This is a genomic window from Bacillus sp. ME78, from assembly GCF_903970865.1.
GTDB classification, from domain to species: domain Bacteria; phylum Bacillota; class Bacilli; order Bacillales; family Bacillaceae_G; genus Bacillus_A; species Bacillus_A cereus.
Map to the genome: position 1 here is coordinate 115,310 of NZ_CAJCKK010000014.1, position 25,379 is coordinate 140,688.

Sequence of the window (25,379 nt, forward strand, 5' to 3'; positions counted from 1 at the left end):
GCGGGGATCCCCTCGCTGATTCATTATTTTAACTCCTCCCACTTCGTCCACACTTCTCTCCCATTTATACGGTACATATTATCCTCTCTGTCCATAAACCCCTGCACAATAAACTCGCGTCTAATCGTACAAAAATCGTCATGATATTGTTTGATGAATGCATTGATTTCTTTTTCCGTATACTGATTCTCCGCATTTAACTTGCTAATTAAATACTCTAACAATACTAGTTTTTTCTTCTTTTGACCTGGAATCGATTTTAGACGGTCCTCTTTATCAAAAAAGTTACGAATGGTCGTATCCCTAAATTTCATTTCACTTTCAGTCATTTTGTTGTCCTCCATCGATTTTTATGTACTAAAACTCTTTATTTGTCTTTACCGTTTTTCTTCATTCTTTTACTAATAACATCCATAAAGTAATACCCACTAATTAGCACATAGTAAACTACAAGTATTCCTAGTGCATCTTTCATATTTATATATTTTTCTTTATGAAACAAGATAGGTGAAAGGGCGTAAACAAGAAATATGATTAGCGGATTTAAGACAAAATAATAAGTAAGATTTCCTTTCATCATACCAGCCCCTCTACTCTATGTTTCTCTGTAAATTGTTGTAATTCCTGTCCTTTTATTTAGCTATACATGAAATATGATGAAATTAAGGAGAAAAAGGGATACAAAACAACCATTACATTATGAAGAAAATATTTTATCCACTTTAAGTACAGTTGTACAACTTTCTTACAACTGTATTTCTTTTTCATTTTTACTCCTTTCATCTACACTTCTCTTAATGTATTTATTACTTTTACGTCTGTAACTTTTTATTCAAATTAATAAATTCATTATGGTAAATTATGTTATAATTTAATTATACATACTTTGGAGGGGAAATAGTGAAAAAAGCTATTATCGTATTCAGCATCCTATATCTTATTTTAACCGTACATACAGGAGCTGTTCTTTTAGGAAAAGAGGATTATAAAGGGACTATCAATACATTAAAGAAAACAAAGGAAACCACTTCCTTTCAATCTGCAAAAGACGGTGTGATTTTATTAAAAGGAACATTAACTACCGCGCAACCTATTACAGAGGAAAAACTTCAAAATAAAGAATTCGCACTCCTTGAAATTAATACATATAAACGACGAAAAGCAAATTGGATAAACATTAATACTGAGCAGCATATTGCAAAGCAACTCTTACTAAACAATGAGACTCTTCCTGCATTAAAAGAAATCCGCTTCTCAATGGAACCAATTACACTGTCAGGCAAAGATATTTCTGCCGAAGACTATTCACTAAAAAAGGATGATACCCAATTAACAATTAAAGGTAAAGGATACCGATACACCGGAATAGAAAACAAATCAGACGTTCTTATTTTTGGCATAAAAAAAGGAGATACACTTGAAGGTTATAGTGGCTCTGAAATTCTAATAGGAAAAACAAAAGAGGACATTTCCAGCAACATGAAACTATATACTTTTGCTGAAAAATATGGTCCATTTGTTTGGATTGTAGCTACAATTATCCTTATAAGTATTGCTATATACTTCTTCCGTAAAAATAGAAAAACAAATGAAATTTCTCAGCCTATAAAGTGAAACTTTAATCAGTAGGTGTTTTGTTCAGCCTCACTGATTATTAGCCCACACTAATCAGGCGTTTATTGGCAGTCTATCTCCCACCTAACTTCTTTTCTCTAGCCAAATTTTGAGGTGGGAGCCTTACTGCCCACAAATAGCGTGATAAAAAAAGACCAATAAAAAAGGCACCATTTCGGTACCTTTTTTATGTTCCTTATTTAGGCTTCTACCGATTGATTTTCAGCAATATTTCTAAATTGTCGTTTATGCACCCAAGTTAATGAAGCGATTGTTCCAAGTGATAATACAACGATGAAGATCATGAGCATTCCAATGTTTTGCCACATGAAGTTAAAGTCTCCGCTTGATACGACTGCCTTCAATCCAGATACAGAGTATGTCATCGGTAACCAAGCATTGAATGGTTGTAAAAACTTCGGAATCAATTCTAGTGGGAATGTTCCGGCACTCGTTGTAAGCTGAATAATTAATGTGATGATGGCGATGAAACGTCCTGCATCACCAAATGCTGTTACTAAACATTGAATTAATGCGATAAACGCTAAGCTTGTAACGATGCTAAAGAGTATGAAGTATGGAATGCTTTGTACTTCTACACCTAATCCGAATAGTAATATGACATCTGCTACTATCGCTTGAATAATACCGACTGATAGTAACACGCCGAACTTACTAATAAACCAACTAAATCCTGATTTCGGAACGCCAACTGTATCACGTAATGGATATACAATTGATAATAGTAATGCCCCAACGAATAAACCGAGTGATAAGAAATACGGCGTAAATCCAGTTCCGTAGTTAGGAACTTCCGCCATTTTCTCTGTCTTCACTTTTACAGGACTTGCAAACATATCATACGTTTTATCTGTCCCTTTTACTTCCCCAGCTTTCTCTGCCCCTTCACCAAGTTTCTCAGCAAGTTCACCTGAACCATCGTTTACTTTCACTAGTCCATCAGTTACTTTTCCTGAGCCGTCTGCTAGTTTATTTACGCCGTCGATTAGCTGGGTTGAGCCTGTTGACATTTGATTTAGGCCACCATTTAGAGTACCTAAGCCCGTTGTTACTTGGCTTGAACCGTCTACTAATTGCGTTATTCCTCCTGACATTTGATTTGCTCCTGCGGATAATGTACCTAAACCACCTGTTACTTTGCTTGAGCCATCTACTAATTGATTTACTCCTGCAGATAATTGACCTAATCCTGCTGTCACCTTTCCTGATCCGCTTTGTAATTGCGTTACCCCATCAATTAATTGAACTGATCCATCTTTTAATTTATCGGCACCTATTTTTGCATTATCTAATCCCTCACCAAATCCATAAAACTTACTAACAAATTCATTTTGAGCATTTGTTAGTTTCTCAATACCATCTGCTAGAGTTTTTACTCCTTCTGAATTTGGTAATTTATTTTGCAATCCACTTGTTTTTTGATCTATTTCGCCTTTTAATTGTTTTACTTCTTCATTTAATTTATTTGTTCCACCTGCTACTCCAGTAGCTTTTTGCTGAACTGTCGCTGTGCTTTTTACGGCACTTGTTATGAATGGTTGTAACTGTTCTTGATATTCTTTTGGTAAACTCTCAATTTTCTTTTGTAAATTCGCTACCTCTTGCGCTGCATTTTTGGCATCTCCTGCTGTTGATTGCGTAAGTTCATTTAACTGATTTACATTCTCTCCAGCCGCATCTATTTTCTCATTTACTGCATTCAATATAGAAGGACCTTTCGACTGCATTTCCTCTAATCCTGCAGCAGAATTTTGTACGTTACTATTTAAATCCTGCAATCCCTTTTGAATCGCTTGAGAACCTTTCTCTAATTGACTTTGCCCTTCAACAAGTTTTCCCATACCATTTGATAGATTAGTTGTTCCTGTTTGTAATTCGCCGGATTTACTTACTAGTTTGTTCAAGCCACCAGTCACTTTCTCAGATCCATCACGCAATTCACCCGTTTTGCTATTTAACGTATTTAAACCGCCTGTTACTTTTCCGGAGCCATCTTGCAATTTCCCTATACCCGTCTGCATCTCACCTGTTTTGCTATTTAACGTATTTAAACCATTTGTTACTTTGCCTGATCCATCTACTAATTTATTAGATCCATCTGCTAATTTCTGAACTCCATCCTTCATCTCCCCAGATTTCCCTTGAAGTGTATGAAGGCCATCCGTCACTTTACTTGAACCATCATGCAATTCACTTGATCCGTCATGTAGTTTATTTGCCCCTTCCGCTCCATCTGCTAATCCTTTTGAGACGTCTTTAATAGAATCAAACATTTTCTCTGCATATGTTTTCGTTAACGTGCTTGATACTTCAATTTTAATCTTTTCAATGGCTGTTCCTCCAATTTGTGAAGATAAGAAGTTTAAGCTTTCGTTTGGAATGTACTCTAAGTTTAATGGCTTTGGATTATCTTTTAGTAACGTTGTAGCGTTACTTGAGAAGTCATCTGGAATGCGCACTAACATGTAATACTTTCTACCTTCCATTCCTTTCTTTGCTTCTTTTTCACTTACGAACTCCCATTTAAAACTTTTATTATCTTTTAAATTATCAACGAGCCCTTTCCCGACCTCAATTGGTTTCCCATCAAATACTGCGCCTTTATCTAAATTGACTACTGCAACTGGTAAGTCATCTAACTGTTTATACGGATCCCAAAAGGCCCACAAAAACATCCCTGCATATAAAATCGGTACGAATAAGACCGCAATAATTGGAATTAATATTTTTTTACTTTTTATAATTTCCGTGAACTCTTTCCGAAGTAACTGATTCCCTTTCATAATTTCTCCCCCTTTTATAAAATGACCAAAATGTTCATATAGTCATTTTTACCCAAACAAAAAGGCTATACTTGTTCATACATATGCCTTATCCCCGAATTTATTACTATGCAACTTTTTCTCATTATGATTATAATTTTTCTATATCCCCCCCTTAACTTAAATATATGACCGCATTGTTCATTCGGTCATTTTTTATAAAATTAAAAGGATTATCTTAGTTTGACAATCCTTTTAGTAAATAAAGTTCAAATAACTCTGCAATTTTTTCTTTTTCTAGCGGTTCATGATTTTTTTCCCAATCAAAAATAAGCGATACATATAGACGAAGCATAATAAATGCTGTAATTTCTGGATCACATTTGCTAATTTCACCTTTTTCAATCGCAATCTTTAAATACGATTGAATAACAGAAACGATTTCCACATCAACTTGTTGCATAACTTCTTGTACTTCTTTCGTTCCCATATCGCGCTCTTCTTGAATTAATTTAATCATGAGCTGATGTTCTTTTCTAAATTCCAAGATGCTATATAATGCTCTATGTACATTTTCAAAAAATGAAACATCTGAACGAATTGCACTTTCTGCAACTTGCTTCATTTCTGTAATTAAATTAGAAATAATTTCACCAAATAGCTCTTCTTTATTTTTGAAAAAAGTATAAATCGTTCCTTTTCCTACATTCGCTAACTTCGCTACTTGATCCATCGTTGTTGCTTTATAACCGAACGCTGAAAAAGACTTTGTTGCAGCCTCAATAATAGAACGTTTTCGATCTATTGCCACATCATCACCTCCAAAAATGACCAATTGGATAATATAGTCAATCAGTACATCTTTGATATTACCACACGCTTACATTCTATACAAGTTCTCTTTTTATTATTTCCAGTATAAAAGATTTCAGTCAAGTTATATCATACTGTCCATAGTGTATCAAAAAGTATACTTGTATGGAAAGCTAGAATATATTCATAATAATTGCTGGCTAGATCCCACTAGAAATTTAATAAAATAGACAGTGTTCTTAAAACTAAAAGTTTAAGAACACTGTCTATTATTTTGACATAGAAAGTAATATTTTCTCCATTTCTTTCTTAGTTAGCTCATCATCGATTATCTCTTCGTATATCTTTGTATCTCTTGTAAAAATATCATTCACTATGACAATCTGATACTCACTATTCTTTCCGTGTTCTGGTACAAACATTTTGAGCCCTTTTAACTTACCCTCTCCATGAGAAGATTTATTATAGACCATTCCTTTCCCGTCTAAATTATAACTTTCTAGATTCTCTTCTCCAGGCATCATGTAGTGAAGTGGATCCTTATTACCACCTGCATAAATCCTTGATTGGTAAATTGTAAAACCATATTTTCCATTTGTATATTCTGATTTAACAACTAATTCTACATCTCTTCCAAAATATGAGTCAGCCCATTCCCTCTTTAATTCATAACCTTCAGGTATATAAGTCGGCTGCTTAATTTGATACGGTACATGTTCTTTCGCTTCTTCTATAGTATACGTTAAAGACTTCTCCACCCTTTCCGAAAGTGGAACTAATTTCTTCTCAATACTAGCTAATCTTTCTTGATCAGCTTTATTCAAACGTTCACGTTTAAATTCCTTTGTATCTCTATCATAATTCTCAGGTACTTTTTTATTAACCATTGCTTTTTTATGAATTTCTTTAGCTTCTTTAAATAATTGAACATACTGCTCAAATTCTTCTTTTGTAAAATTCTTTTCTGCCAAATACAAAAAATCTGTATTCTTTTTATATGACGTTATTGACATACCCCATTCTCTACTTGCATTCTCCGGTGTACCTAATACTGTTTCTATCGCTTTTTCAAATGCCGCTTTAGATTGCTTTTTTTCTACAACTTTTTCTTTCTGTCTTTCATCTCCCTCAGTTATCCTTGCATTTAATAAAAATCCGCCCGCTATAGCTGCTATAGCAATCACTCCGAGTAAAGAAAGACGATACGATTTCTTTTGGAATTTTTTAATCATAATGATTCTCCTTTTTAGTGTTCGTTTATTTCTACTTAAATTTACTAGGCTTGGTACTTGATAGGAATAATGTTCTAGAAGGGTAATAATTGTATGCCCGTATGCAATTTGCTCCTCTTTATCTATGAAAGTAAGCGCATATGCATCACATGCCAATTCTTGATCTTCTCGCATACAAAAATAGGCGTAACAAAGAATTGGATTGAACCAATTTAATAGGATTAAACTGTACATAATCCAATTTACAGCTACATCTTTTCTCTTAATATGAGCTAACTCATGGTAAAAGACATATTGTAATTGTTGCTCATTTAATACTTTCATATGTTTTTTTGATAGTAATACTTTCGGACGAAAGAAACTAAACACAGTTGGGCTCGCAATCTTTCCTGCTAGACGTAATGAAACTGCCTTCTTCATTTTCATAGACTGCTTACAGCGATCAAACACTGTAATGACCTGTTCATCCGTAATATCCGGTTGTTTCTTTATGTACGAATATAACCGTCTATTTGTAAGAAACGTGATGGCTGCTAATACAATTACCCCAGCTAGCCACACATACAAAGCAAGTTTGTATAAAGAAAATGTAGTCTGTTTTTCCGAACTGACTTCTACTTCCGGTTCGCTAGTTTTTGTCACCATTTTAGGATTTGATTCCAATTCCACTTTACGGTCGCTTTCTATGTTCACTATATTCTCAGTAGCCGGCATATTTTTTGGAATAACTTCCGATACACTAGAACTATAGGAAAGTAATGAGTAAATGCTATAAGAGCTATCTGGCGACCATGGTAAAAGGAGTCTTATCATTAATACGATCCACAACATATATTGCCACCGGGGTGTTAATTTATTTCTAAATAGAACTTTTATACATAAAATAAATCCAACTAATATGCTGGCCATAAGTGACGTTTCTATAAGCCAATCAAAAAAATGAGGAAGGTATACATTTATAAGCGTGTTTATCATTTTTATCGATCCTTCCTCTTATTCTCCTCTGTCTTCTCATCTAAAATGCGTTTCAGTTCATTAATATCTTCTGAAGACAATTTTTCCTCTTTTAAAAAATTAACAAGTAACGGTTTAAACGCTGCACCGCAAAAACGCTTTAGTAAAGATTTCGTTTCCACTTGCAAATAATTATCTTGTGATACTAACGGATAATAAGCATACATTCGCCCTTTATCTTGATGATAAGAAACGGCTTCTTTTTGTACTAATCGATTAATTAATGTGCGGATTGTTTTCGGTTTCCAGTCCATTGCATCTTCCAGTTCTTCTATAATTTCATTCGCTGTTTGCGGAGAACTCGACCAAAGTACTTTCATAATTTCTAATTCCGCTTCAGATATTTTAGGTAATTGATTTGTCATCGTATGTTTCACTCCTAAGTATTACATTTGTAATCTATAATTAAGATTACAAATGTAATACTTAATTGTCAACCATATTTTAGAAAAATCCCTTTCAGCTAAACCTTACTTCACAACAACAAAATTCCTCTTTTTCAAATAATCAAATAAAAAAACAAGAAAATCTTTACAATTAATAGTAATATAGAAAATAGACAAGTTTATCAAAATAGTGGAGGCTTTTTCAGTCATGATGCGTGCGCTTCGTTTAAATATAAAGCAAGCTTTTTGTAATCGTGTTTCTTTAATTATTATGTTTAGTGGACTAGCTCTTATTTTTATTTACCATTATTATTATGTAATTCGTTACATTGGGGATGGAACGGATGCCTTTGTAACAACAGCTGTTAAATGGATTGGATTTCGCGACAATGAAATGGATGTTTATTTATTATTAATGCCCGTTATTGCTAGTTTCCCCTTTAGTACAAGTTACAATTCGGATAAATCAGATGGTTTTAAACCGTTTGTAAGTAAAGGGATTTCTTTGTTCCCTTATTCAGTAACGAAATATATCGTTACATTCTTTTGTGGCGGATTTCTTTATACATTTCCATTCATCTTATCGTTATTATTTTGCAAATTAACCATTCCAGACGGAGAACCGACTGCTGGTTCAGGCATTATAAATGATAATGGGATGTTTGCAAACTTATATTACGAATCTCCCCTCACTTACATTGCTGTATATATCGGAATTAATTTTTTATTTGCAGGTTTAATGGCCCTTTTAGGACTTGCAGCATCTGCGTGGTCACAAAAGGACTATATGGCGATTCTTTTCCCATTTGCAGTTGCCTCCATTCCATACGTCCTGCTAAATACGATATTCCCTACAATAGGCGGAGCGCCTTTTCATTTATATGACCCAAAACAACCGTTGCATGGCATGTCTCCGTATATTTTAACGATGCAATGCACTTTCTTCCTTCTCGTTAGCTTAATCATGTATATACAAGGAGTAAAACGTGATAGAAAAAAATATAGAAGAAGGTTGCAAAGAAGAGAGCGGTGTAGAAAAGCGTTTCAAACAATTTCAGACTAAATAATCAAACGAATAAGAGCGTAATTCCCTAAGTTAACATCGAGAATTACGCTCTTATTATCATTACATATAATCATCCTCCCCTTTACGGTGTACCTGCCAATCCCCATAAGATAACGAACACCGCAAAATAAATTGCTTTAATACCTACCACTGAACATAATAAAATAATTGCATATTTACTTAATTCTCTTCTTGCACCTATTAAAGTAAAAATAACCGCCAAACTAAATGTTATATAAGAAGCTGCTGTATTAATTAAGTTATACGTAATATCTAGATTGCTTGTAAGTCCTGTTATATCAGCTACAAACTGAAGCATGACGATCGTACTAAAAAAAATTGCAAGCTGATTCATTAACTTTCCATTTATTTGTAACTGCATTGTTGTCCCCCTTAAAAAACTAAATATTCGATTAATTTTATCATTAGATTACAAAAAAAGGAATCATCTCTTTATACTATTCTATAACAATGAAAAAAAAAGAACGCTTAGTCACCTAAGCGTTCCTTTCTTTAAGAAGCTTTCTTCAAATCAATTTGAGCAAGTACTGGGTCATGGTCGCTTACACGTCCGTGCTCTTTCATTATGTTTGAGTTTAAGTGCACTGGATCTACAATTGTGTGCGATGCGATGTTGTTTGTTACTAAAATATGATCTAACACTTGTGCATTTCCTTCGTGAATGTAAGTGTAACGATTCTCTTTCGGCACTGTGTTTAACATATCTTTTAAGATTGTTCCCTCTAGTGCTTTTAGTGGTTTAGAGAACTCGAAATCGTTCATATCACCTAACACGACAACTGGTGCATTCGTATTCTTTTTCTGAATTCCTTGCACGAAATGATTTACTTCTTGTGCTAACTGAATTCGTTTGTCTTCACTTTTTAATACGAGCGGCTGCACTTTTCCAAATGGCGTTGCATCTCCTAGTTTTGAGTTTAAGTGATTTGCAACGACAACAATGTTTTGTCCTTGGAACGTAAATTCTGCCGCTAACGGTTTACGTGTACTTTCAAATAATGGATTTTCGTCTCCAATACGAACAACATTTTTATCAAGTAACTTTGGTACCGTCGCTAATTTCACGCGTGATGGATTATAGAAGAAGCCGACGCGAATATTCGCTCCTGGTGCTCCTCCGTCTTGATTATTGTTTGGAGCGATTTCTACATACTCATACTTCGGTCCACGAATTTCTAGAACTGCATCAATGATACGTTTTGCGCTTAATGACGCATCTGTCGTACCGTCATTAATTGATCCGTTATTATCTTGCATTTCCTCTACACCGATAATATCTGGCATTTTTAAGTTGTATTTAATAGAATACGCTAACGCTTTTACCTTTTCATCTGTTGTTTCTTTTTTATTCGCTGAGAAGTTTTCAATGTTATATGTAGCAACCGTTAACTTATCAAGACGTGGCTGAATATTTGCGCCTACTTGCTTAAATCCACCATCCACTACAGCTGGCAGTTCTGTTATTGGCGAAATACGGAAAGAACCGTAATCATATCCTACTACCCCTGTTATATCTCCAGTGAAAGTATCTCCTACTTTTGCTACATAATCGCGAGGTACTTTTACAGAAAGACGCTCTGGGTTTAATTGATTTTCATCTAATAGAGGTGTCCCATATTGTGTTACTATTTTATCTCCACCATTTTTTACTGTTACATATAAATTCCCGTTTTTCTGAGGTGTAATAATTTTTGGTGTTGGCATCGTAACACGCATACCTTCTATACTTTCATAGAAGTCGATTGCATCTTCATTTGGATCAAATAAACCAAATGCATCATTATCAATAATCTGGTCCGGGATTTTCACACCGTTTTCTCCAAGTACAATCGGTGCTGGTAAAGTTTGATTTTTTGCGATTACAGCAACGCGACTCGCCTTAATTTCTGTCGTCGTTAAGTCTGTTTCAAATCGCTCTGCATATCCTGGTCCAACATATTCTTCTACTACTCCATCAACTTGAATAAGATCTCCTACTGCTACATTCGCATCTTTTTTATATACGTAAATACCTTCTGAAGTAGCTGGATCATTATCCGGCTGATTATCTTCTATATAAAAGCCGTTTTTATCAAGCGCTGTGACAACGCCTTCCACATTGTTTACTTTCTTCCCGTTGTAAGGAGAAATATGTGATTTTCCTTGAATGTCATGAATACGAACCTGTTCATTATTTACGATAATAAATGAAAATGTCGAAATTGCTGAAGAAGTAAGCCCTTCTTTTTCCGCGATTGCTTTCACTACACTATTTTCATTCATTACAATTTGTCCATTATAACGAACACTTTTATTAGTAGGATTAGAGCCATCTAACGTATAGTAGATTGTTGCCCCTTCTGTATTCGTCGTTAATGTTACCGCTGTTCCTTTAGCAATTTCTCCGCCGTTCGGTGAAGCTACTACGTCGCTAACACGGTTTTGTCCTTCACCTTGAAACTTATAAGCTGTTACTGATTTTAGACCTGGGTTACTAAAATATAATTCAAGAGTCCCAGTCAAACTAACTTTCTTCCCGATATTTTCAGGGTGATCTTTTACATTCACTGCCGTTCTCACATCACCTTTTGGCAACTGAACGGGCATGATTTTGTCTGGATTCGTTTCGTTTGGCGAATCTGCAATTGCTACGTTTGTATCATCAAACTTAGCTGGATCCTTCGTATATTTAGAAGAACTTTGCGTATATCCGACAATATAGCCTTCCACAATCCCCTTCGTTTTCCCTTGCTGCTTAAATACTTGAATTGCTTTTTCTACTGACATAGAAGCAGTTTCTTCTGCTTGCGCTAAAGTTCCAGTAAATGAAAGCAATAGCAAGAATGATAAAAAGACACTTAACAATTTCTTCACAGCCATTTTCCTCTCTCTATTTCATATTTTCTCAGCATTTCTATCATAACAAATGATTCGTTATATAGAACTATTTTTCGACAAATTTTACAAAAGATTTATTTAATTTACAAGCTTTCAAACTATAATACAAAATAATAATTTTACACCTTCTACAAATGCACTCTATAATGTTAGAGAAAGAAAACAGAAAATATTGACATTTGATTGGGATGTAAAATGGATTCATTTGAATAGGAGTGATTGAATGGAAGTGCAAACAGAAACATACCGCGCAGCTATGAATGGAACATTAGAACGTCATTTTTCAGATATGATTGCTGTTATACCAACTAGAATTACAATTGAGCAGTTAAAACAACGACTAGAAACTATCGCTACTAAAGTTGATGAGTTAAAAATTGTTTATAGTGATGAGACAAGCCTTATTGTTGAATTACATATGGGTGAAACAGTCATACCGTATGAACTGCATATTGATGAGGCGAACGACCCAGAAGAATATAAAATGTACAATAGACAAGATTCTACAATTGTAGATCGTAATTTTGAAGATGCGGCTTTCGGCACTGAAATTTTCACTCGTACGCTATTTGTAGGCGATGTACTGGACTGCTTTTTCCAGCAGTTACAGTTTTTATGGAATCTCGCCCCAGATTTGTTATTTGTAATCGATTCAAGTGCAGCAATGAAAGTGATATCTAGAAGCTATATTGAATATCACGTTGAAAATGAATTATTACCTGACATTCCTGACTTGTACGTTATTCATTCTGTTTATGAAGACGATAAAGACGGTGAGCCTACGCAATATTGGTTTCATACACATGGTCTTTTAAGAGCAGGCGTAACTGAAATAGAGTTAATTATTCCAAATCGCATTTCTTCCTACTACGGCATTGGTGATCTCTTTCAAACATTTGCTAATAATTCCGTTGAGAATGGACAAGTCCCTATGAATGAGCCTATCGTTATCGCGCATAGTCAGCAAGGTTCTATACATACAGTCGCTGTTCCGTGGGAAAAAGGATTATCTTATATAGGGCATAAAACGAGTATGGACCAATTATCTTCAATCGAGGATGAAGAAGTGAAACTACAACCAATAGATGCACAAAATACATTCTTAGGCGGAATGGATGCCCGAGATGAATACCATCAATCTCCATCCGTTCTCTTATTCAAATTTAATACTTCAGAAGAATATATTGAAAGTTTTTTCAAAGAACACGAGGAAGCTACAGGGCTCATGTTCTATAAAACAAATAGTGAAACCGATCGTATGGCTTACAATGCGAAAAATACTTTCGGGTATTTCAGCAACATTTTTCACATTGAACAATCAAATGAAGATTTTCGTTTCCTTGCTAAGTTTGGTGTCTCCTACGAAGAAGGAAAAAGTGAACATATGTGGTTTGAAATGCAAAACATTACGGAAGATTTCATTCAAGGAATACTCATTAATGAACCATATTTTATAGAAGATATGAGTGAAGGAAATAGTTATCATTTAGATTTTGATAACTTAACAGAGTGGGTTATTTATGCAGGAGATGCTGTTATAAAGCCAAATACCTTATATATGTTTATTGGCGAATAAGTATTTTATATAATAAACGAAACGCCTTCAATATGATTGAAGGCGTTTCTTATAATTTATTGTGCGATTAATTCAGCATCTATTACTTTCTCCAAATGAGATAATACACGCTTTGAAGCTTCCTCACCTTGATTAATACAATCTGGAAGTCCAGCACCAGCATAGGAGCTACCTGCCAAGTATATACCAGGCAACTCTTTCTCCATAAATGTTGTGAGCTTTTTCATTCGCTCGTTATGGCCTACTGTATATTGAGGCATCGCTTCTTTCCAGCGGCTTACGATTGTAAACTCTGGATCCTCTGTAATATCCATCGTCTTTCTTAAATCTTCTAGTACGAGCTGAACGAGCTCTTCTTCAGTTTGTTCTACAACCGCTTCATCACCAGCACGTCCAACGTAACAGCGAAGGAGTGTTTTTCCTTCTGGCGTTGTATGTGGCCATTTTTTATGCGTCCACGTACATGCTGTAATCGTGTAATCGCTATTTCGTGATACGACAAATCCTGTACCATTAATATCGCGCTGGATTGCGGACTTTTGGAAAGCAAGTGCGACATTGGCAACGGATGTGGATGGAATATTACGGAAGAAACGAAACTGCTTGTACTGAGCAAACATGGACGGCAATACTTTATGCGAAGTTGCCACTACGATGGCGTCCGCTTCTATTTCTTTTCCGTTACTAAGAGTAATCGTATAACCATCACCCTGTTTTGCAATTTTTTCAATGCGAGTTCCCTTTATTATCGTACCTTCATGCATCTTTGCTTCGAGAGATTTTACGATAGATTCTAAACCTGTTTTCACTGTTTGGAACATTCCCTTTTTCGGTTCAGCTTTCTCTTCTTTCGGAGCGAGCGTACGCATACCGAGTGAAATACTGCGATGTTTCTGCTCAATTTGATACATTTGCGGGAATGTTGACATTAAGCTCATTTCATCAATATCCCCTGCATAAATACCCGATAGTAACGGTTCTATTAAGTTTTCAACCACTTCATTTCCAAGACGATGTCTGAAAAATTGTCCGAGTGATTGGTCAGATACTGGCTTTGACCTCGGCATTAATAAATCAAAGCCAGCTCTTAGTTTACCAATTGGGGAGAACAGCCCGGAAAATAGAAACGGCGTAATTTGCGTTGGAATTCCCATCATTGATCCATTCGGCATTTTATGTAACCGATTGTTTACGAGGATAAATGATTGACCGGCTTGATTATTTACAACTTCATCGCCGAGACCTAATTCTTTCACTAATCTAGCTGCACTTTCTTTTCGTGCTAAGAAAGAATCCGGTCCGCGCTCAATTGTAAATCCATCTTTTCGAACGGTTTGAATTTTTCCGCCAAGTTTACCCGATGCTTCTATAAGTAATGTATCAATCGGCAAGTTTTTTTCATGAATATTTTTTTGTAAGTTATACATTGCTGTTAATCCAGTGATGCCTCCGCCGACGATCACAACTTTTTTCCTCAAGCAGGCTCCCCCTTTCTTCTTACAGTACAGATTCTTTTTTCTTTAATACAACATCTGTTAAAGAGTCAATAAATGCGTCCGATGCATTTGGCATTTCTGGACGATAATATTTCGCACCAATTTCATCCGTTACAACTTTACACTCAAAGTCGTTGTCATATAAAACTTCTAAATGTTCCGCAACAAATCCAACTGGTGCATATACGAATGAAGTATAACCGTGCTTTTCATTTAGTTCTCTCGTTAAATCTTGTACATCTGGACCAATCCAAGGATCTGGTGTGTTTCCTGCACTTTGCCAGCCTACTGCATAGTTTGCTACTTCAGCTCCGCGCGCGATATAGTCCGCTGTTTCATTTAATTGATCTGGATATGGATCGCCCATTGCAATAATTTTCTCTGGTAAGCTATGTGCAGATACGATTAATACTGCTTTTTCACGCTCTGCATCTGACATACCGTTATATATACCCTTCACTGCATCGACCCAGTACTGGATGAATTTCGGCTCTTTATACCAGCTATCAATGCCATGAATTGTTAAGTTTCCAAGTTTCTCAGCTTCTTCTTGTGCTCGTCCAACGTATGATTTCACGCTAAACGTAGAATAGTGAGGTGCAAGAACAAGTGCGATTGCATCTTGTATTCCGTCGTTATGCATATCTTTCACCGCATCTTCAATAAACGGTTCAATATGTTTTAAGCCAAGATACATATGGTACTCTACTTCATCTTGTACTTCATTTAAACGCTTCTCTAACTTCTTAGCTTGCTCTAATGTAATAGTAGCTAAAGGAGAAATACCACCAATTGCACGGTAACGCTCTGTTAAATCTTCCAGCATTTCAGGACTTGGCTTTCTTCCTCTGCGAATATGTGTATAGTAACGTTCAATATCTTCTTCTTTATATGGCGTTCCGTATGCCATTACAAGCAAACCAATTTTCTTTTTCATACAGCAATTCTCCTTTACTTCGCTAACTGCCCTTTAGAGTATTCATGAATAAATGTAGTTAAACGTTTTAATGTATCCGGATTTACTTCTGGGAATACACCGTGACCTAAGTTAAAGATATAACCCGGCTGTTTCATCCCTTGATCTAAAATACCTTTTACATGTTCTTCAATAACAGACCATGGTGCAAGTAAGAATGAAGGGTCCATATTACCTTGTACCGCCTTATGAACGCCACGTGCACGTGCTTCTTCAATCGGTAAACGCCAGTCTAAGCCGACTACATCAAGCGGTAAGTCGTGCCACTCATTCACTAAGTGTGCAGCTCCTACGCCGTGCATAATCATCGGTACACCCATCTTACGAACTTCTGCAAAAATACGCTCCATTGCTGGTTTAATAAATACGCGATAATCTGCTACATTTACTGTTCCAACCCAAGAATCGAAAATTTGAACTGCTTTTGCTCCTGCTTTAATTTGCGCTTTTAAATATGTAATAACCATATCTGCTAGTTTATCCATTAAAGCGAACCAAGCTTTTGGCTCTGCATACATGAACGCTTTCGTATTATGGTAGTTACGAGATGGACCGCCTTCAATCATATAGCTCGCTAATGTAAATGGAGCTCCTGAAAAACCGATTAACGGTACGTCTAACATTTCTGTCGTTAATAAACGAATTGTATCTAGTATGTACGGTACGTCATCTTCTGGATTGATTTCCCCTAGTTTTTCTACGTCTTGTAAAGAACGGATTGGATTATCGATAACTGGGCCAATACCTGATTTAATTTCTACGTCCACACCAATTGCAGGGAGTGGTGACATAATATCTTTATAAAGAATTGCTGCATCTACGTTATATTGATCAACCGGCAATTTTGTAACGTAAGCACATAACTCTGGATTGTGTGTAATTTCAAATAAAGAATACTTTTCTTTAATCTTTCTATATTCCGGCTGTGAACGACCTGCTTGACGCATATACCATGCTGGTACATAATCGGTACGTTCCCCCCTACATGCTTTTAAAAATGTCTCATTTATAGTTCTTACCAAGACCCTTGCTCCCTTCCTTACCAATGCTTCGAATACGTTCGATATTTATCTTTTTTTACTATACAGCTTGTAAAAACAAAATGCATAATATTATGTACGTTGTTCATTAAATTGACACAAACATTCTTAAAAACGCTTACTATTTTCACAACATTCTTATTATAACACAGAGAAAAACTATGGTTTAGCTACTTTTGACTTTTCTCCTTCGCGATTCGTTTGTGTATTATATGGTACAACGTAAAAGCTCGGTTTTGAAAATATGTTAACGAACTTTTCCTCATATTCTCCAGCACCGTTTACAGTGCTAACATGCGTATGAATTCCATTCTCCACTCTATAGATTCGGTACATAATTCTGTTATCTGGAAGTGGCGTCCAGCTTAATTTTGCTTTAAATAAACCGAAAGGGCTAAATGATAGTTTCATTTTTACATCTTCAATTCTTCGCAGCCGAATCGGAGCACCGATTGTTTCCACACCTTCAGGCTTCATAAACTTCTCTTTATGCTCTACATTAGCCTTCGTTAAAATTTTCTTAAATAATTTTGTCGCAGATGCACTTTCTCCTTGCAACTGATGCTCCTTATCCGTGCGGTCATAACCAATCCAAACAGCGCCTACTAAGTTCGGTGTATAGCCGACGAACCACATATCTCTTGCTCCCTTATCGTCATTTGGCAATGAAGTTGTACCTGTTTTCCCAGCTAACGCACCGTTATATACACCAACTCTCGCTGTTCCTTCCTTCACAACTCCTTCTAACATTTTCGTCATATACCATGCTGTCTGCTTCGAGAAGATTTTCGTCTCTACTTTTGGAGATTCCCCAATGACTGCACCGTGTCTATTTAATACTTTATCAATAACGTGTGGCTCGATAATATTTCCATTTGCTAAAAATGAACGATACATTTTTACAAGATCAAATGTTGAAACGCCATTTTTCAATCCGCCAAGCGCTGTACTTAAACCAGCATCTGCAATATGGACATTTCCTTTTTCTAAATACTGCTTTCCTTCTTCTACCCCTAACTCATTTAATAAAGAAACTGCTGGTACGTTTGCCGACTCTAAAATCGCATCATACATCGTCATTTCTTTTGAATACTCATGATTATAATTTCGAGGTTCATACCCTTCAAAAGAATTTCTTTCATTTGTTAATAAAGAATACGGATTATACTTTTTCGTTTCTAGTGCTGGTGCATAAACGATAAGTGGTTTTAAAACAGATCCGGGCTGCCTTTTGGCAAAAACACGATTAAATCCTCTCGGGACGTACTTTCTTCCCCCAATCGCCGCTTTAATCCCTCCCGTACGATTATCCATTAATAAGAACGCACCTTGCGCCCCTTCTTCTTTCCCAGGAAAATTCCTTGCATCTTGAAACTGGTTATATGCTACCTTTTGAATCTTTTCATCCATAGGTACGACAAACGTATATCCTCCGCGAAGTACTTCTTGATGAGACAATCCGTATAAACGAGCGGCTTCATCTATGACCATATCAATATACGGCATATATGCAAGCTCATTCTCATCTAAATTTTTATATAGAGCAATTGTCTTCCCTTGATAACGAACGCTTTCTTCTGCAGTCAAATAGCCTTGTTTATGCATAAGTGACAACACTAGATCGCGGCGTTCCTTACTCTTCTCTGCAGAGTAGTACGGTGAATATCCGTTTGGTGACTTCGGAAGGCCTGCAAGCATTGCCCCTTCCTCTACTGTTAAATCCTCAACATTTTTATTAAAATACAACTTTGCTGCCGCTTGAATACCGTAAGCCCCATGACCAAAATAAATATGATTCATATACATTTCAAGAATTTGTTGCTTCGTATATTTTTGCTCTAATTGAAGAGAAATTGCGACTTCCTTCAATTTGCGCGTAAATGTTTTTTCACGAGTTAAAAAGACATTTTTAGCGAGTTGCTGCGTAATAGTACTACCGCCCTCTACCTTTTCTCTAGCTAACGTATCTTTATACAGAGCACGGAATATAGACGGATAATCAATTCCTTGATGCTCATAAAAACGAGAATCTTCCACCGCAACAAACGCTTGCTGCACATACTTCGGAATTTGCTCGACTGGTACGAGTTCCCTATTTTCTACGTATAATTTCGTAATTTCTTTTCCTTTCTGGTCAACAATACGTGATGAAGAGTGGAAAACGAGCTGCTTTTCATCCATCATATAGCCACCAGCTAACACGATAAGTTTATAGAGTACAATTGCTACTACAAACGTTGCGACGCCGCCTAATAAAGTCCACTTTACTTTCTTCATACATCGTCCTTCTTTCCAAATGATGGTACATTTATTATTTGAAAAAGAAGTATCTTTATGTATATAATCTTCGAAGTTTTTTAAGAGAGTTGATATAATAGAAACAAACTATTAAGGGGGCATTAAAATGAAGGCGATTATTTCATACGAAACACCTCTAGAACAATCACATTTCACTGCAAAAAATGATGAAAAAAATATGTTTTATAAAGAAAATACAGAAGAATCTGTAGAAGGCTCACTTCAGTATGACGTACTAGATGCTGTCGGCGAATTTAAAGGACAACCTGGCTATATCGTTTGTAACAACATTTCTGTCACAGACGAAGGTCGCCCAGTATTTGAAAACCGCTTTAAAAACCGCGCAGGCCTTATTGAAAACGAACCAGGATTCCAAGCGATCCGTGTTTTACGCCCATTAAGTAACGATACATATGTCATCTTAACGATGTGGGAAACAGAGCAAAACTTTAAAGACTGGACAAAATCACGTTCATTCGAAAATGCTCATAAAAAACGTCCCACACAAGCAGAAGGACAAGCTCCAACGCATCCACATGCGGAACAGCAAAAGAGTATTTTCTCTCGTCCTTCTTTTGTGACTACTTTTGATGTGTTAGTTTAATTAAAAAGTAATACAACACTAACAGTACGTGAAATTATATTAACGATTTTTCGAATATATCTATCACATCTTGAAATATATCAACGATTCGACTAAAGATATCCATTTAATAACAAAAAGGAAACACCATTACACACCGGTGTTTCCTTTTTCTTTGTACCAATTATATATACGAAGTGTGTCCTCTTTTCGCATGTGCTTCACTTTATAACGATGCCCCGCTACCGATACGACAGCTGTACATAACTCGTCTTTCTTTTGAAAATACGATTGATTGTACCCCACTGCTTGAACATGTCTTCTACGCATGATTCCTGTATATTTCGCAAGACCTCTGTATACCATTGTTAATTGGTTTTCTTTCATCATATAACCGCCGCTAGTATAACGAGCGTATGCGAGTATTGTAAATGCGATACATAGCGGGATAAGAGTGAACAATGCAATATGCTGTTTAAAATATATACTTGCACCGGCAATTGGCACAGCGAGCACAGCACTTGTAATCCAGCCCATGATGATGTAACGGCGCAATGCCGCTTTCGGTAAATGAACGATTTCCTCCTCCATTTCATACGGCAACTGTAAATATGCGAGTAACTGCTGCACATTTTTTTTCTTCATAAAAGGATGTAGCATCACTTCATTCCCAGCGGATTCTATACTTTGAATGACTTCTACTTCGACAGAACAATACCCGATAGGCTGGCGAAGTATTCCTTCTTTCACAGTAATTGCTTGAATGCGGTGTAATTTTAACACAAACTCTTTCTTATCAAATAACCCTTGTACGATTCGAATTTCATTTCCGTTTCGCTCAATTTTAAAGTTTGCATATTTTAACGCATAGCCCGCTGTTGAAATAATCCAAGAAATTGCCATTAAAATTGCGGCCATAACGATTAATTCATATACACCGTTATCCATCACATACGCTTCCACTTTATTGATGAGCCATTCTGGTAGAAATTGATTAAACTCTGTGTAAAGGATTACTAACATAGAAAACACTAATCCAAATCTACCAGATGTAATAGATGCGAATAAAATTTCTTTCGCTGTTAACTGATAAACTGTCTTACTACCTTCTCCCGCAGGCACCTCTTCAGCCACAACGCTTCTTTCTTTATGTAATAAAGCAATTAGTCCCTTCGCTTCATCTTCTTTAATACCAGCTAACATCACTTCTGGCTCACTACCGCCGCCTGCAACTTCTATATTTAATTTTGTAAGTCCAAGTATTTGATAAATGATGTTAGAAGATGTACTAACATTTTGCACACGTTCTTTATTTAAGTAGCTTTCTTTCTTAACAAACACACCATGCTTTATATGTAAAATATTATTTTCAACCCAATACACCTTGAAATACCATTTTATAGCTGAGAAAATAGCCATAATAAATAATAAGGCCAAGAGAACAAGATGAAATAAATACCAAGGTTCCACTTCACCATCTGAGCGAAATAGAACAAGCAAAATAAAAGGCAACAAACTCGCAACCCTAATACCTAACAATATCGTGATCGGATGTTGCCTCTTATACATCCTCATCACTCACTTTCGCAAGTTCTCCAATTTGTCTTTTCAGCTGTTCTGCTTCTTCTTTCGTTAAACCTGGAATACTATGAGACGTTGCGGCTGTTGAAATGTGTAATTCTGCTAAATTATACTTTCTCATAATCGGACCTTGCTCAATCGTTACGTGCTGCACACGGATCATCGGAATAAGTACGCGTTTTACAACGAACATTCCCTTTTGAATCTCAATCTCTTCTTCATTTAATCTGTAACTATAATAGCGCTGACGTAAATTTGGAAACACAAAATAATCAAGTGGAATAAATATAATGGCTCCTGTTACTAATAGTCCAAACAACCAGCCCCACCAGTTAAAGTTAATCATAAAAAAGAAATACGCAATTACGACTGTTAGTATAACTGCCGCCCCAATTAAAGCGTGAATCCTCCACACTTTCAGCATATTAGAATGAATCTCCCTTTCTAACGGCTGCATCTCATCACTCCAATTCTATGAATTTATTACTTATATATTATCAAAAAATAAGGTTTTATATACAATTTTGTAAATTTATAGTCAAATAAAAATAGTTGAATCAAAAGCATGTTAAAAAACATACCTCAGTTTTTAAAATTACATATTATAAATATGAATTATATTGAACCAAATAAACCCTGCATGATTCATGCAAGGTTTATCGTTTTATACACAATATATTTCATTATTGTTGAGATATACTAGCATCGCTTTCAATTCGCTTTTCTTTTTGGCTCAGTTTTTTATCTTTAGATTTTTTTAATGTTAAAGTCATGCCAATAAAAATAAAAAGAATTCCTGTTATTTGCATTAAAGTTGGACGGAATCCAGTAAGTACAGTATCTAATAATATTGCCACTGCCGGATCTAAAAAAACTAATATTGAGATTGTTTTTGTAGATAAATGGCGTAAACTATCAAAAAACAGATAATACACTATCCCTGTGTGAATAAAACCAGTAGCTATAATATATGTCCAATTACTTTGAGTGAGGCCACTAAAAGCATCTAAATCTATAAATGGTATTAAAAGAAATATCCCCAAGAATGTTTGTAAAAATGTCATTGCATACGCACTCATTTTGTTAATCCCTTTACCAAATAAAGTTGTAAATGCATAAAAGAGAGCTGCAAGAAATCCCCATATCATACCTGAAGACATTAATGAACCGAAAGAGAAGCTTCCATCGATACCAGCAATTAATAAAGCTCCCACAAAACACACAATTATTGAAATGATAGATATTAATGTTAATTTTTCTTTAAAGACGATACTTCCAATTAACAGTACAATTACTGGTGCAAGATGATAAACTGAGATAGCAATTGTAACTGACATATTTTCAAAGGCTTTAAATAAGAAAACCCAATTAAATACTAAGAAAAAACCACATATTAAAACTTGAATAACTTCTTTTCGTTCCCATTTATCTTGTTTATATTGCCCTGTAAGCAACCAACATACACTTAAAAATATTGTCGCAAAAATACACCTTACAAACACTAATTCAAACGAAGGTAAGTTTGTTTGAACAGAAAAAAATCCAACTGATCCAAAGATAACCATTGATGCTATCATCTTTAAGGCCGGTACCGTTTTCTCTTGCTTAAAACTTTTTTGAAGCAAATTAATCCCCCTCCAATAAAAACTCGGTTTATAGTGAGAAAAACACCAGCCTAAAAAAGGACAGGTGCTTTTCCTCAAAAACACTCAATTACAAATTTTTCCCTGCAGTCCAACCACCATCAATTACAAAATTAGAACCAGTAATAAAGCGGGCCTGATCAGAAATCAAGTACTCAATACATGAAACAATATCCTGCGGCAATCCCCAAGTATCTAAAGATTGATTACTTTTTATCATAGACATCAAGGCTTTATTACTAAAGTATTCTTCTGTAAGTTCAGTTCTAATAACACCGGGAGAAATGCTATTTACTCTTATATTTTGCTTCCCAAATTCCATAGCCATCTGTTTAGTCAATCCGATTAAGGCATGCTTTGATGCCACATAAGCAGCTCGCTCTGGTTCAGCCATTAATCCAGAAACCGATGCTATATTCACAATACAACCTTTTATTTTCGATTCACACCATCGCTTAGCTACTTCCCTAGAAAGGATAAATGGGGCTACTAAATTTACATCAATTACTTTTTTAAACATATCATCGGATAAATGTAAAACAGGTGTTATCTCTCGAATACCAGCTGCATTTATTAATATATCAGGAGAAAGCTTTTCTAAATCTAATTGAGTAAAAAGATTATGAATCGCTTCGCTATTACTTAAATCAATTTGCACTACTTTCAAAGGCATATCTGTTTTCATATAATCTATTAAGTTATTATTATTAATATCAAGAGCTATTACATGAAATGATTTTTCTAAAAAGTATTTTATACAAGCATGACCTATACCGCTATTGGCTCCAGAAATCATAATTATTTTATTCTCTCTCATTTTGTCTCCTTATAAGAAAATGTTACTAATAAAATATCACGAAAAGCCTCCGTACTACATTCTGTTCCAAGTGGCGTTACGGCATGGAAGACCTTTTGTCCAAATACTAAAGTTTCTAACGGCTCCTTCAAACTTATAAACTGATTAATTTCCCGAGGAGAATTAGCTATTAAATTATCTCCACCAATAGCTGTATTACTTAAATTCATAAGGTGTAAAAACACTACTGGTTCATCATCTTTATGTAACCAAATAGGTGAACTAAAAGATGGTCTTTCTTTAGTAGCTTTATATCTTACTTGATGTAAACCTATAATTAAGTCTTTACTTGTATCTATTATATTTGTTTTAAATGCAAATTCAGTATCGAAACGCACCATATTTTGAATTAAAGGATTACATAAAAAGCTATCATTTATGCTATTAAACTGTCTAACTTTCCCGCCATCATCATAGTTATATTCTTTAGATTGGAAGTAATCATTACTATTATCTAAAATATAATCTGGTGAATCAACATACTTTATATACCTTGAATAAGATCTAGCACGGCATTCACCGTACGCATCATCTTCCAAATTATAATAATCTAACTGTGCTTGTGTTAATAAGCGATGATTCTCTTCCTCTTGTAAAAAGATTTCATTTGAGATTTCAAGAAACCCTTTAGATTCAAATTCATGTACCTTTTCTTCTATGCTAAAGCCACTCATTTTACTAAGAACAAACGTCATTATAAAAACCTCCACACTATTGTATTTTTCTTTCTCACCCTATGTTAGAAATGCAATAAGTAACCGAGATTCTTGCTTAATAAAATTAAAAATTATGATATTCAATTAATACACCAAATGAAATATATGTAATCCATTAAAACTATTTCTTAAGCAATATTATATATCCTTTTGGACATTATTTCTAATTATCTGAAGATTTATCAACATTAGTCTTAATATTCGGAACTAAAGAAATAACTTTTTCAGGAAGATAAAACTGCGAGTATTGCAATTATTTATGTATATAACTTTTTTTAAAATTATATTTTAAATATAGCTAGTTTTTTATAATTTTTTTGATATAATTACATACGGGAAACGGGAAGAATTTTGTCTTCCCATGTGTTTTTATTTGCATCTAGTTCTTTTGCTAGATGCTTTTTTTATGCTAAAAAAGGTATCCTCAAATACTTTGAGGATACCTTTTCACCTTTATTATCTCTGCTGTTTTCTACCTAATACGAGTAACCCAAAACTCATCATTACAAGAAGTGCTCCCATATATGGTTCCACAGGCATTTTCTGCCCTGTCTTCGGTAATTCTTTTTCAGGCTTTTCTGGATTCGGTGTTCCAGGTATCTCTGGATCTGGTGTTCCAGGCTTTTCTGGATTCGGTGTTCCAGGTATCTCTGGATCTGGTGTTCCAGGCTTTTCTGGATTCGGTGTTCCAGGCTTTTCTGGATCTGGTGTTCCAGGCTTTTCTGGATCTGGTGTTCCAGGTTTTTCTGGATCTGGTGTTCCAGGTTTCTCCGGATCTGGTGTTCCAGGCTTTTCTGGATCTGGTGTT

The 25,379-nt window shown here is 35.3% G+C and carries 22 protein-coding genes; 4 read left to right on the forward strand and 18 right to left on the reverse strand.

Annotated features, from left to right (window positions below):
* Positions 1–23 precede the first annotated feature (23 nt).
* Both H6481_RS16835 and H6481_RS16840 read right to left on the reverse strand, forming a co-directional pair.
* On the reverse strand, positions 24–329 hold the full coding sequence (locus H6481_RS16835) for a DUF2087 domain-containing protein (RefSeq protein WP_182812422.1): 306 nt from the start codon (positions 327–329) through the stop codon (positions 24–26).
* Between the two features lie 38 nt (positions 330–367).
* The gene (locus H6481_RS16840; protein WP_002182535.1) at positions 368–580 is read right to left on the reverse strand and encodes a hypothetical protein; all 213 of its coding nucleotides are present in this window, start codon (positions 578–580) and stop codon (positions 368–370) included.
* Between the two features lie 320 nt (positions 581–900).
* Between H6481_RS16840 and H6481_RS16845 the strand changes: the two genes are divergently transcribed.
* Positions 901–1,614: a hypothetical protein gene (locus H6481_RS16845; protein WP_000709140.1), complete on the forward strand. Its 714-nt coding sequence runs from the start codon at positions 901–903 to the stop codon at positions 1,612–1,614.
* A gap of 200 nt (positions 1,615–1,814) precedes the next feature.
* On the opposite strand, the gene H6481_RS16850 is transcribed toward H6481_RS16845, so the two are convergent.
* The 4 genes from H6481_RS16850 to H6481_RS16865 all read right to left on the reverse strand — a co-directional run bounded on the left by H6481_RS16850 (position 1,815) and on the right by H6481_RS16865 (position 7,821).
* Entirely contained in the window at positions 1,815–4,418 is a 2,604-nt protein-coding gene (locus H6481_RS16850; protein WP_182812425.1) for a YhgE/Pip domain-containing protein, read from the reverse strand.
* Positions 4,419–4,635: 217 nt separating this feature from the next.
* A complete protein-coding gene (locus tag H6481_RS16855) occupies positions 4,636–5,208 on the reverse strand; it encodes a TetR/AcrR family transcriptional regulator (RefSeq protein ID WP_000963381.1) in 573 nt (190 codons plus the stop codon).
* Between the two features lie 271 nt (positions 5,209–5,479).
* On the reverse strand, positions 5,480–7,417 hold the full coding sequence (locus H6481_RS16860) for a M56 family metallopeptidase (RefSeq protein ID WP_182812428.1): 1,938 nt from the start codon (positions 7,415–7,417) through the stop codon (positions 5,480–5,482).
* A 2-nt stretch (positions 7,418–7,419) separates the two neighbouring features.
* Entirely contained in the window at positions 7,420–7,821 is a 402-nt protein-coding gene (locus H6481_RS16865; protein WP_000184509.1) for a BlaI/MecI/CopY family transcriptional regulator, read from the reverse strand.
* A 229-nt stretch (positions 7,822–8,050) separates the two neighbouring features.
* Here H6481_RS16865 and H6481_RS16870 point away from each other — a divergent pair, with 229 nt between their 5' ends.
* On the forward strand, positions 8,051–8,905 hold the full coding sequence (locus H6481_RS16870; RefSeq protein ID WP_182812431.1) for a hypothetical protein: 855 nt from the start codon (positions 8,051–8,053) through the stop codon (positions 8,903–8,905).
* A gap of 85 nt (positions 8,906–8,990) precedes the next feature.
* On the opposite strand, the gene H6481_RS16875 is transcribed toward H6481_RS16870, so the two are convergent.
* Together H6481_RS16875 and H6481_RS16880 are read right to left on the reverse strand one after the other, a co-directional pair.
* On the reverse strand, positions 8,991–9,290 hold the full coding sequence (locus H6481_RS16875) for a hypothetical protein (protein ID WP_001176841.1): 300 nt from the start codon (positions 9,288–9,290) through the stop codon (positions 8,991–8,993).
* 131 nt (positions 9,291–9,421) lie between these two features.
* A complete protein-coding gene (locus H6481_RS16880; RefSeq protein WP_182812433.1) occupies positions 9,422–11,788 on the reverse strand; it encodes a DUF6359 domain-containing protein in 2,367 nt (788 codons plus the stop codon).
* Positions 11,789–12,029: 241 nt separating this feature from the next.
* Between H6481_RS16880 and H6481_RS16885 the strand changes: the two genes are divergently transcribed.
* A complete protein-coding gene (locus H6481_RS16885; protein ID WP_023521385.1) occupies positions 12,030–13,382 on the forward strand; it encodes a DUF4026 domain-containing protein in 1,353 nt (450 codons plus the stop codon).
* Between the two features lie 56 nt (positions 13,383–13,438).
* On the opposite strand, the gene hemY is transcribed toward H6481_RS16885, so the two are convergent.
* The 4 genes from hemY to H6481_RS16905 all read right to left on the reverse strand — a co-directional run bounded on the left by hemY (position 13,439) and on the right by H6481_RS16905 (position 19,171).
* A complete protein-coding gene (hemY, locus tag H6481_RS16890; RefSeq protein ID WP_182812436.1) occupies positions 13,439–14,860 on the reverse strand; it encodes a protoporphyrinogen oxidase in 1,422 nt (473 codons plus the stop codon).
* Between the two features lie 19 nt (positions 14,861–14,879).
* Positions 14,880–15,815 (reverse strand): ferrochelatase, encoded by a 936-nt coding sequence (gene hemH / locus H6481_RS16895; protein WP_182812439.1) that lies wholly within the window; start codon positions 15,813–15,815, stop codon positions 14,880–14,882.
* A gap of 14 nt (positions 15,816–15,829) precedes the next feature.
* Positions 15,830–16,876 carry a uroporphyrinogen decarboxylase gene (gene hemE, locus H6481_RS16900; RefSeq protein ID WP_065482486.1) on the reverse strand — a complete coding sequence of 349 codons (1,047 nt, stop codon included), beginning with the start codon at positions 16,874–16,876 and terminating at the stop codon, positions 15,830–15,832.
* 177 nt (positions 16,877–17,053) lie between these two features.
* Positions 17,054–19,171, reverse strand: a complete 2,118-nt coding sequence (locus tag H6481_RS16905; RefSeq protein WP_000756303.1) for a PBP1A family penicillin-binding protein — start codon at positions 19,169–19,171, stop codon at positions 17,054–17,056.
* 127 nt (positions 19,172–19,298) lie between these two features.
* Here H6481_RS16905 and hmoB point away from each other — a divergent pair, with 127 nt between their 5' ends.
* Complete coding sequence (gene hmoB / locus H6481_RS16910; RefSeq protein WP_182812442.1) at positions 19,299–19,796, forward strand: heme-degrading monooxygenase HmoB; 498 nt, start codon at positions 19,299–19,301, stop codon at positions 19,794–19,796.
* Positions 19,797–19,925: 129 nt separating this feature from the next.
* Here hmoB and H6481_RS16915 read toward each other — a convergent pair whose 3' ends face one another.
* The 6 genes from H6481_RS16915 to H6481_RS16940 form a co-directional block, all read right to left on the reverse strand.
* Positions 19,926–21,344, reverse strand: coding sequence for a PH domain-containing protein (locus tag H6481_RS16915; RefSeq protein WP_075720109.1), 1,419 nt, complete (start codon positions 21,342–21,344; stop codon positions 19,926–19,928).
* A complete protein-coding gene (locus tag H6481_RS16920) occupies positions 21,337–21,813 on the reverse strand; it encodes a PH domain-containing protein (protein WP_001182719.1) in 477 nt (158 codons plus the stop codon). Before H6481_RS16920 ends, H6481_RS16915 begins: the two co-directional genes overlap by 8 nt.
* Before the next feature lie 226 nt (positions 21,814–22,039).
* Positions 22,040–22,981 carry a DMT family transporter gene (locus tag H6481_RS16925; protein ID WP_065482472.1) on the reverse strand — a complete coding sequence of 314 codons (942 nt, stop codon included), beginning with the start codon at positions 22,979–22,981 and terminating at the stop codon, positions 22,040–22,042.
* Between the two features lie 88 nt (positions 22,982–23,069).
* The gene (locus H6481_RS16930; protein ID WP_001208940.1) at positions 23,070–23,816 is read right to left on the reverse strand and encodes an SDR family oxidoreductase; all 747 of its coding nucleotides are present in this window, start codon (positions 23,814–23,816) and stop codon (positions 23,070–23,072) included.
* On the reverse strand, positions 23,813–24,550 hold the full coding sequence (locus H6481_RS16935; RefSeq protein ID WP_023521378.1) for a 2OG-Fe dioxygenase family protein: 738 nt from the start codon (positions 24,548–24,550) through the stop codon (positions 23,813–23,815). The genes H6481_RS16930 and H6481_RS16935 overlap by 4 nt, the downstream gene beginning before the upstream one ends.
* Before the next feature lie 477 nt (positions 24,551–25,027).
* On the reverse strand, positions 25,028–25,379 hold a 352-nt coding region (locus H6481_RS16940; RefSeq protein WP_182812445.1), incomplete at its 5' end, for an LPXTG cell wall anchor domain-containing protein.

What these genes read in the sequence shown, in the direction of transcription:
- H6481_RS16905 (WP_000756303.1), bottom strand. Translation starts at nt 19,171, where the DNA reads ATGAAGAAAGTAAAGTGGACTTTATTAGGCGGCGTCGCAACGTTTGTA.
- H6481_RS16930 (WP_001208940.1), bottom strand. Translation starts at nt 23,816, where the DNA reads ATGAGAGAGAATAAAATAATTATGATTTCTGGAGCCAATAGCGGTATA.
- H6481_RS16915 (WP_075720109.1), bottom strand. Translation starts at nt 21,344, where the DNA reads ATGTATAAGAGGCAACATCCGATCACGATATTGTTAGGTATTAGGGTT.
- H6481_RS16865 (WP_000184509.1), bottom strand. Translation starts at nt 7,821, where the DNA reads ATGACAAATCAATTACCTAAAATATCTGAAGCGGAATTAGAAATTATG.
- H6481_RS16870 (WP_182812431.1), top strand. Translation starts at nt 8,051, where the DNA reads ATGATGCGTGCGCTTCGTTTAAATATAAAGCAAGCTTTTTGTAATCGT.
- H6481_RS16860 (WP_182812428.1), bottom strand. Translation starts at nt 7,417, where the DNA reads ATGATAAACACGCTTATAAATGTATACCTTCCTCATTTTTTTGATTGG.
- H6481_RS16935 (WP_023521378.1), bottom strand. Translation starts at nt 24,550, where the DNA reads ATGACGTTTGTTCTTAGTAAAATGAGTGGCTTTAGCATAGAAGAAAAG.
- H6481_RS16875 (WP_001176841.1), bottom strand. Translation starts at nt 9,290, where the DNA reads ATGCAGTTACAAATAAATGGAAAGTTAATGAATCAGCTTGCAATTTTT.
- H6481_RS16850 (WP_182812425.1), bottom strand. Translation starts at nt 4,418, where the DNA reads ATGAAAGGGAATCAGTTACTTCGGAAAGAGTTCACGGAAATTATAAAA.
- H6481_RS16835 (WP_182812422.1), bottom strand. Translation starts at nt 329, where the DNA reads ATGACTGAAAGTGAAATGAAATTTAGGGATACGACCATTCGTAACTTT.
- H6481_RS16840 (WP_002182535.1), bottom strand. Translation starts at nt 580, where the DNA reads ATGATGAAAGGAAATCTTACTTATTATTTTGTCTTAAATCCGCTAATC.
- H6481_RS16880 (WP_182812433.1), bottom strand. Translation starts at nt 11,788, where the DNA reads ATGGCTGTGAAGAAATTGTTAAGTGTCTTTTTATCATTCTTGCTATTG.
- hemH (WP_182812439.1), bottom strand. Translation starts at nt 15,815, where the DNA reads ATGAAAAAGAAAATTGGTTTGCTTGTAATGGCATACGGAACGCCATAT.
- H6481_RS16885 (WP_023521385.1), top strand. Translation starts at nt 12,030, where the DNA reads ATGGAAGTGCAAACAGAAACATACCGCGCAGCTATGAATGGAACATTA.
- H6481_RS16920 (WP_001182719.1), bottom strand. Translation starts at nt 21,813, where the DNA reads ATGCAGCCGTTAGAAAGGGAGATTCATTCTAATATGCTGAAAGTGTGG.
- hmoB (WP_182812442.1), top strand. Translation starts at nt 19,299, where the DNA reads ATGAAGGCGATTATTTCATACGAAACACCTCTAGAACAATCACATTTC.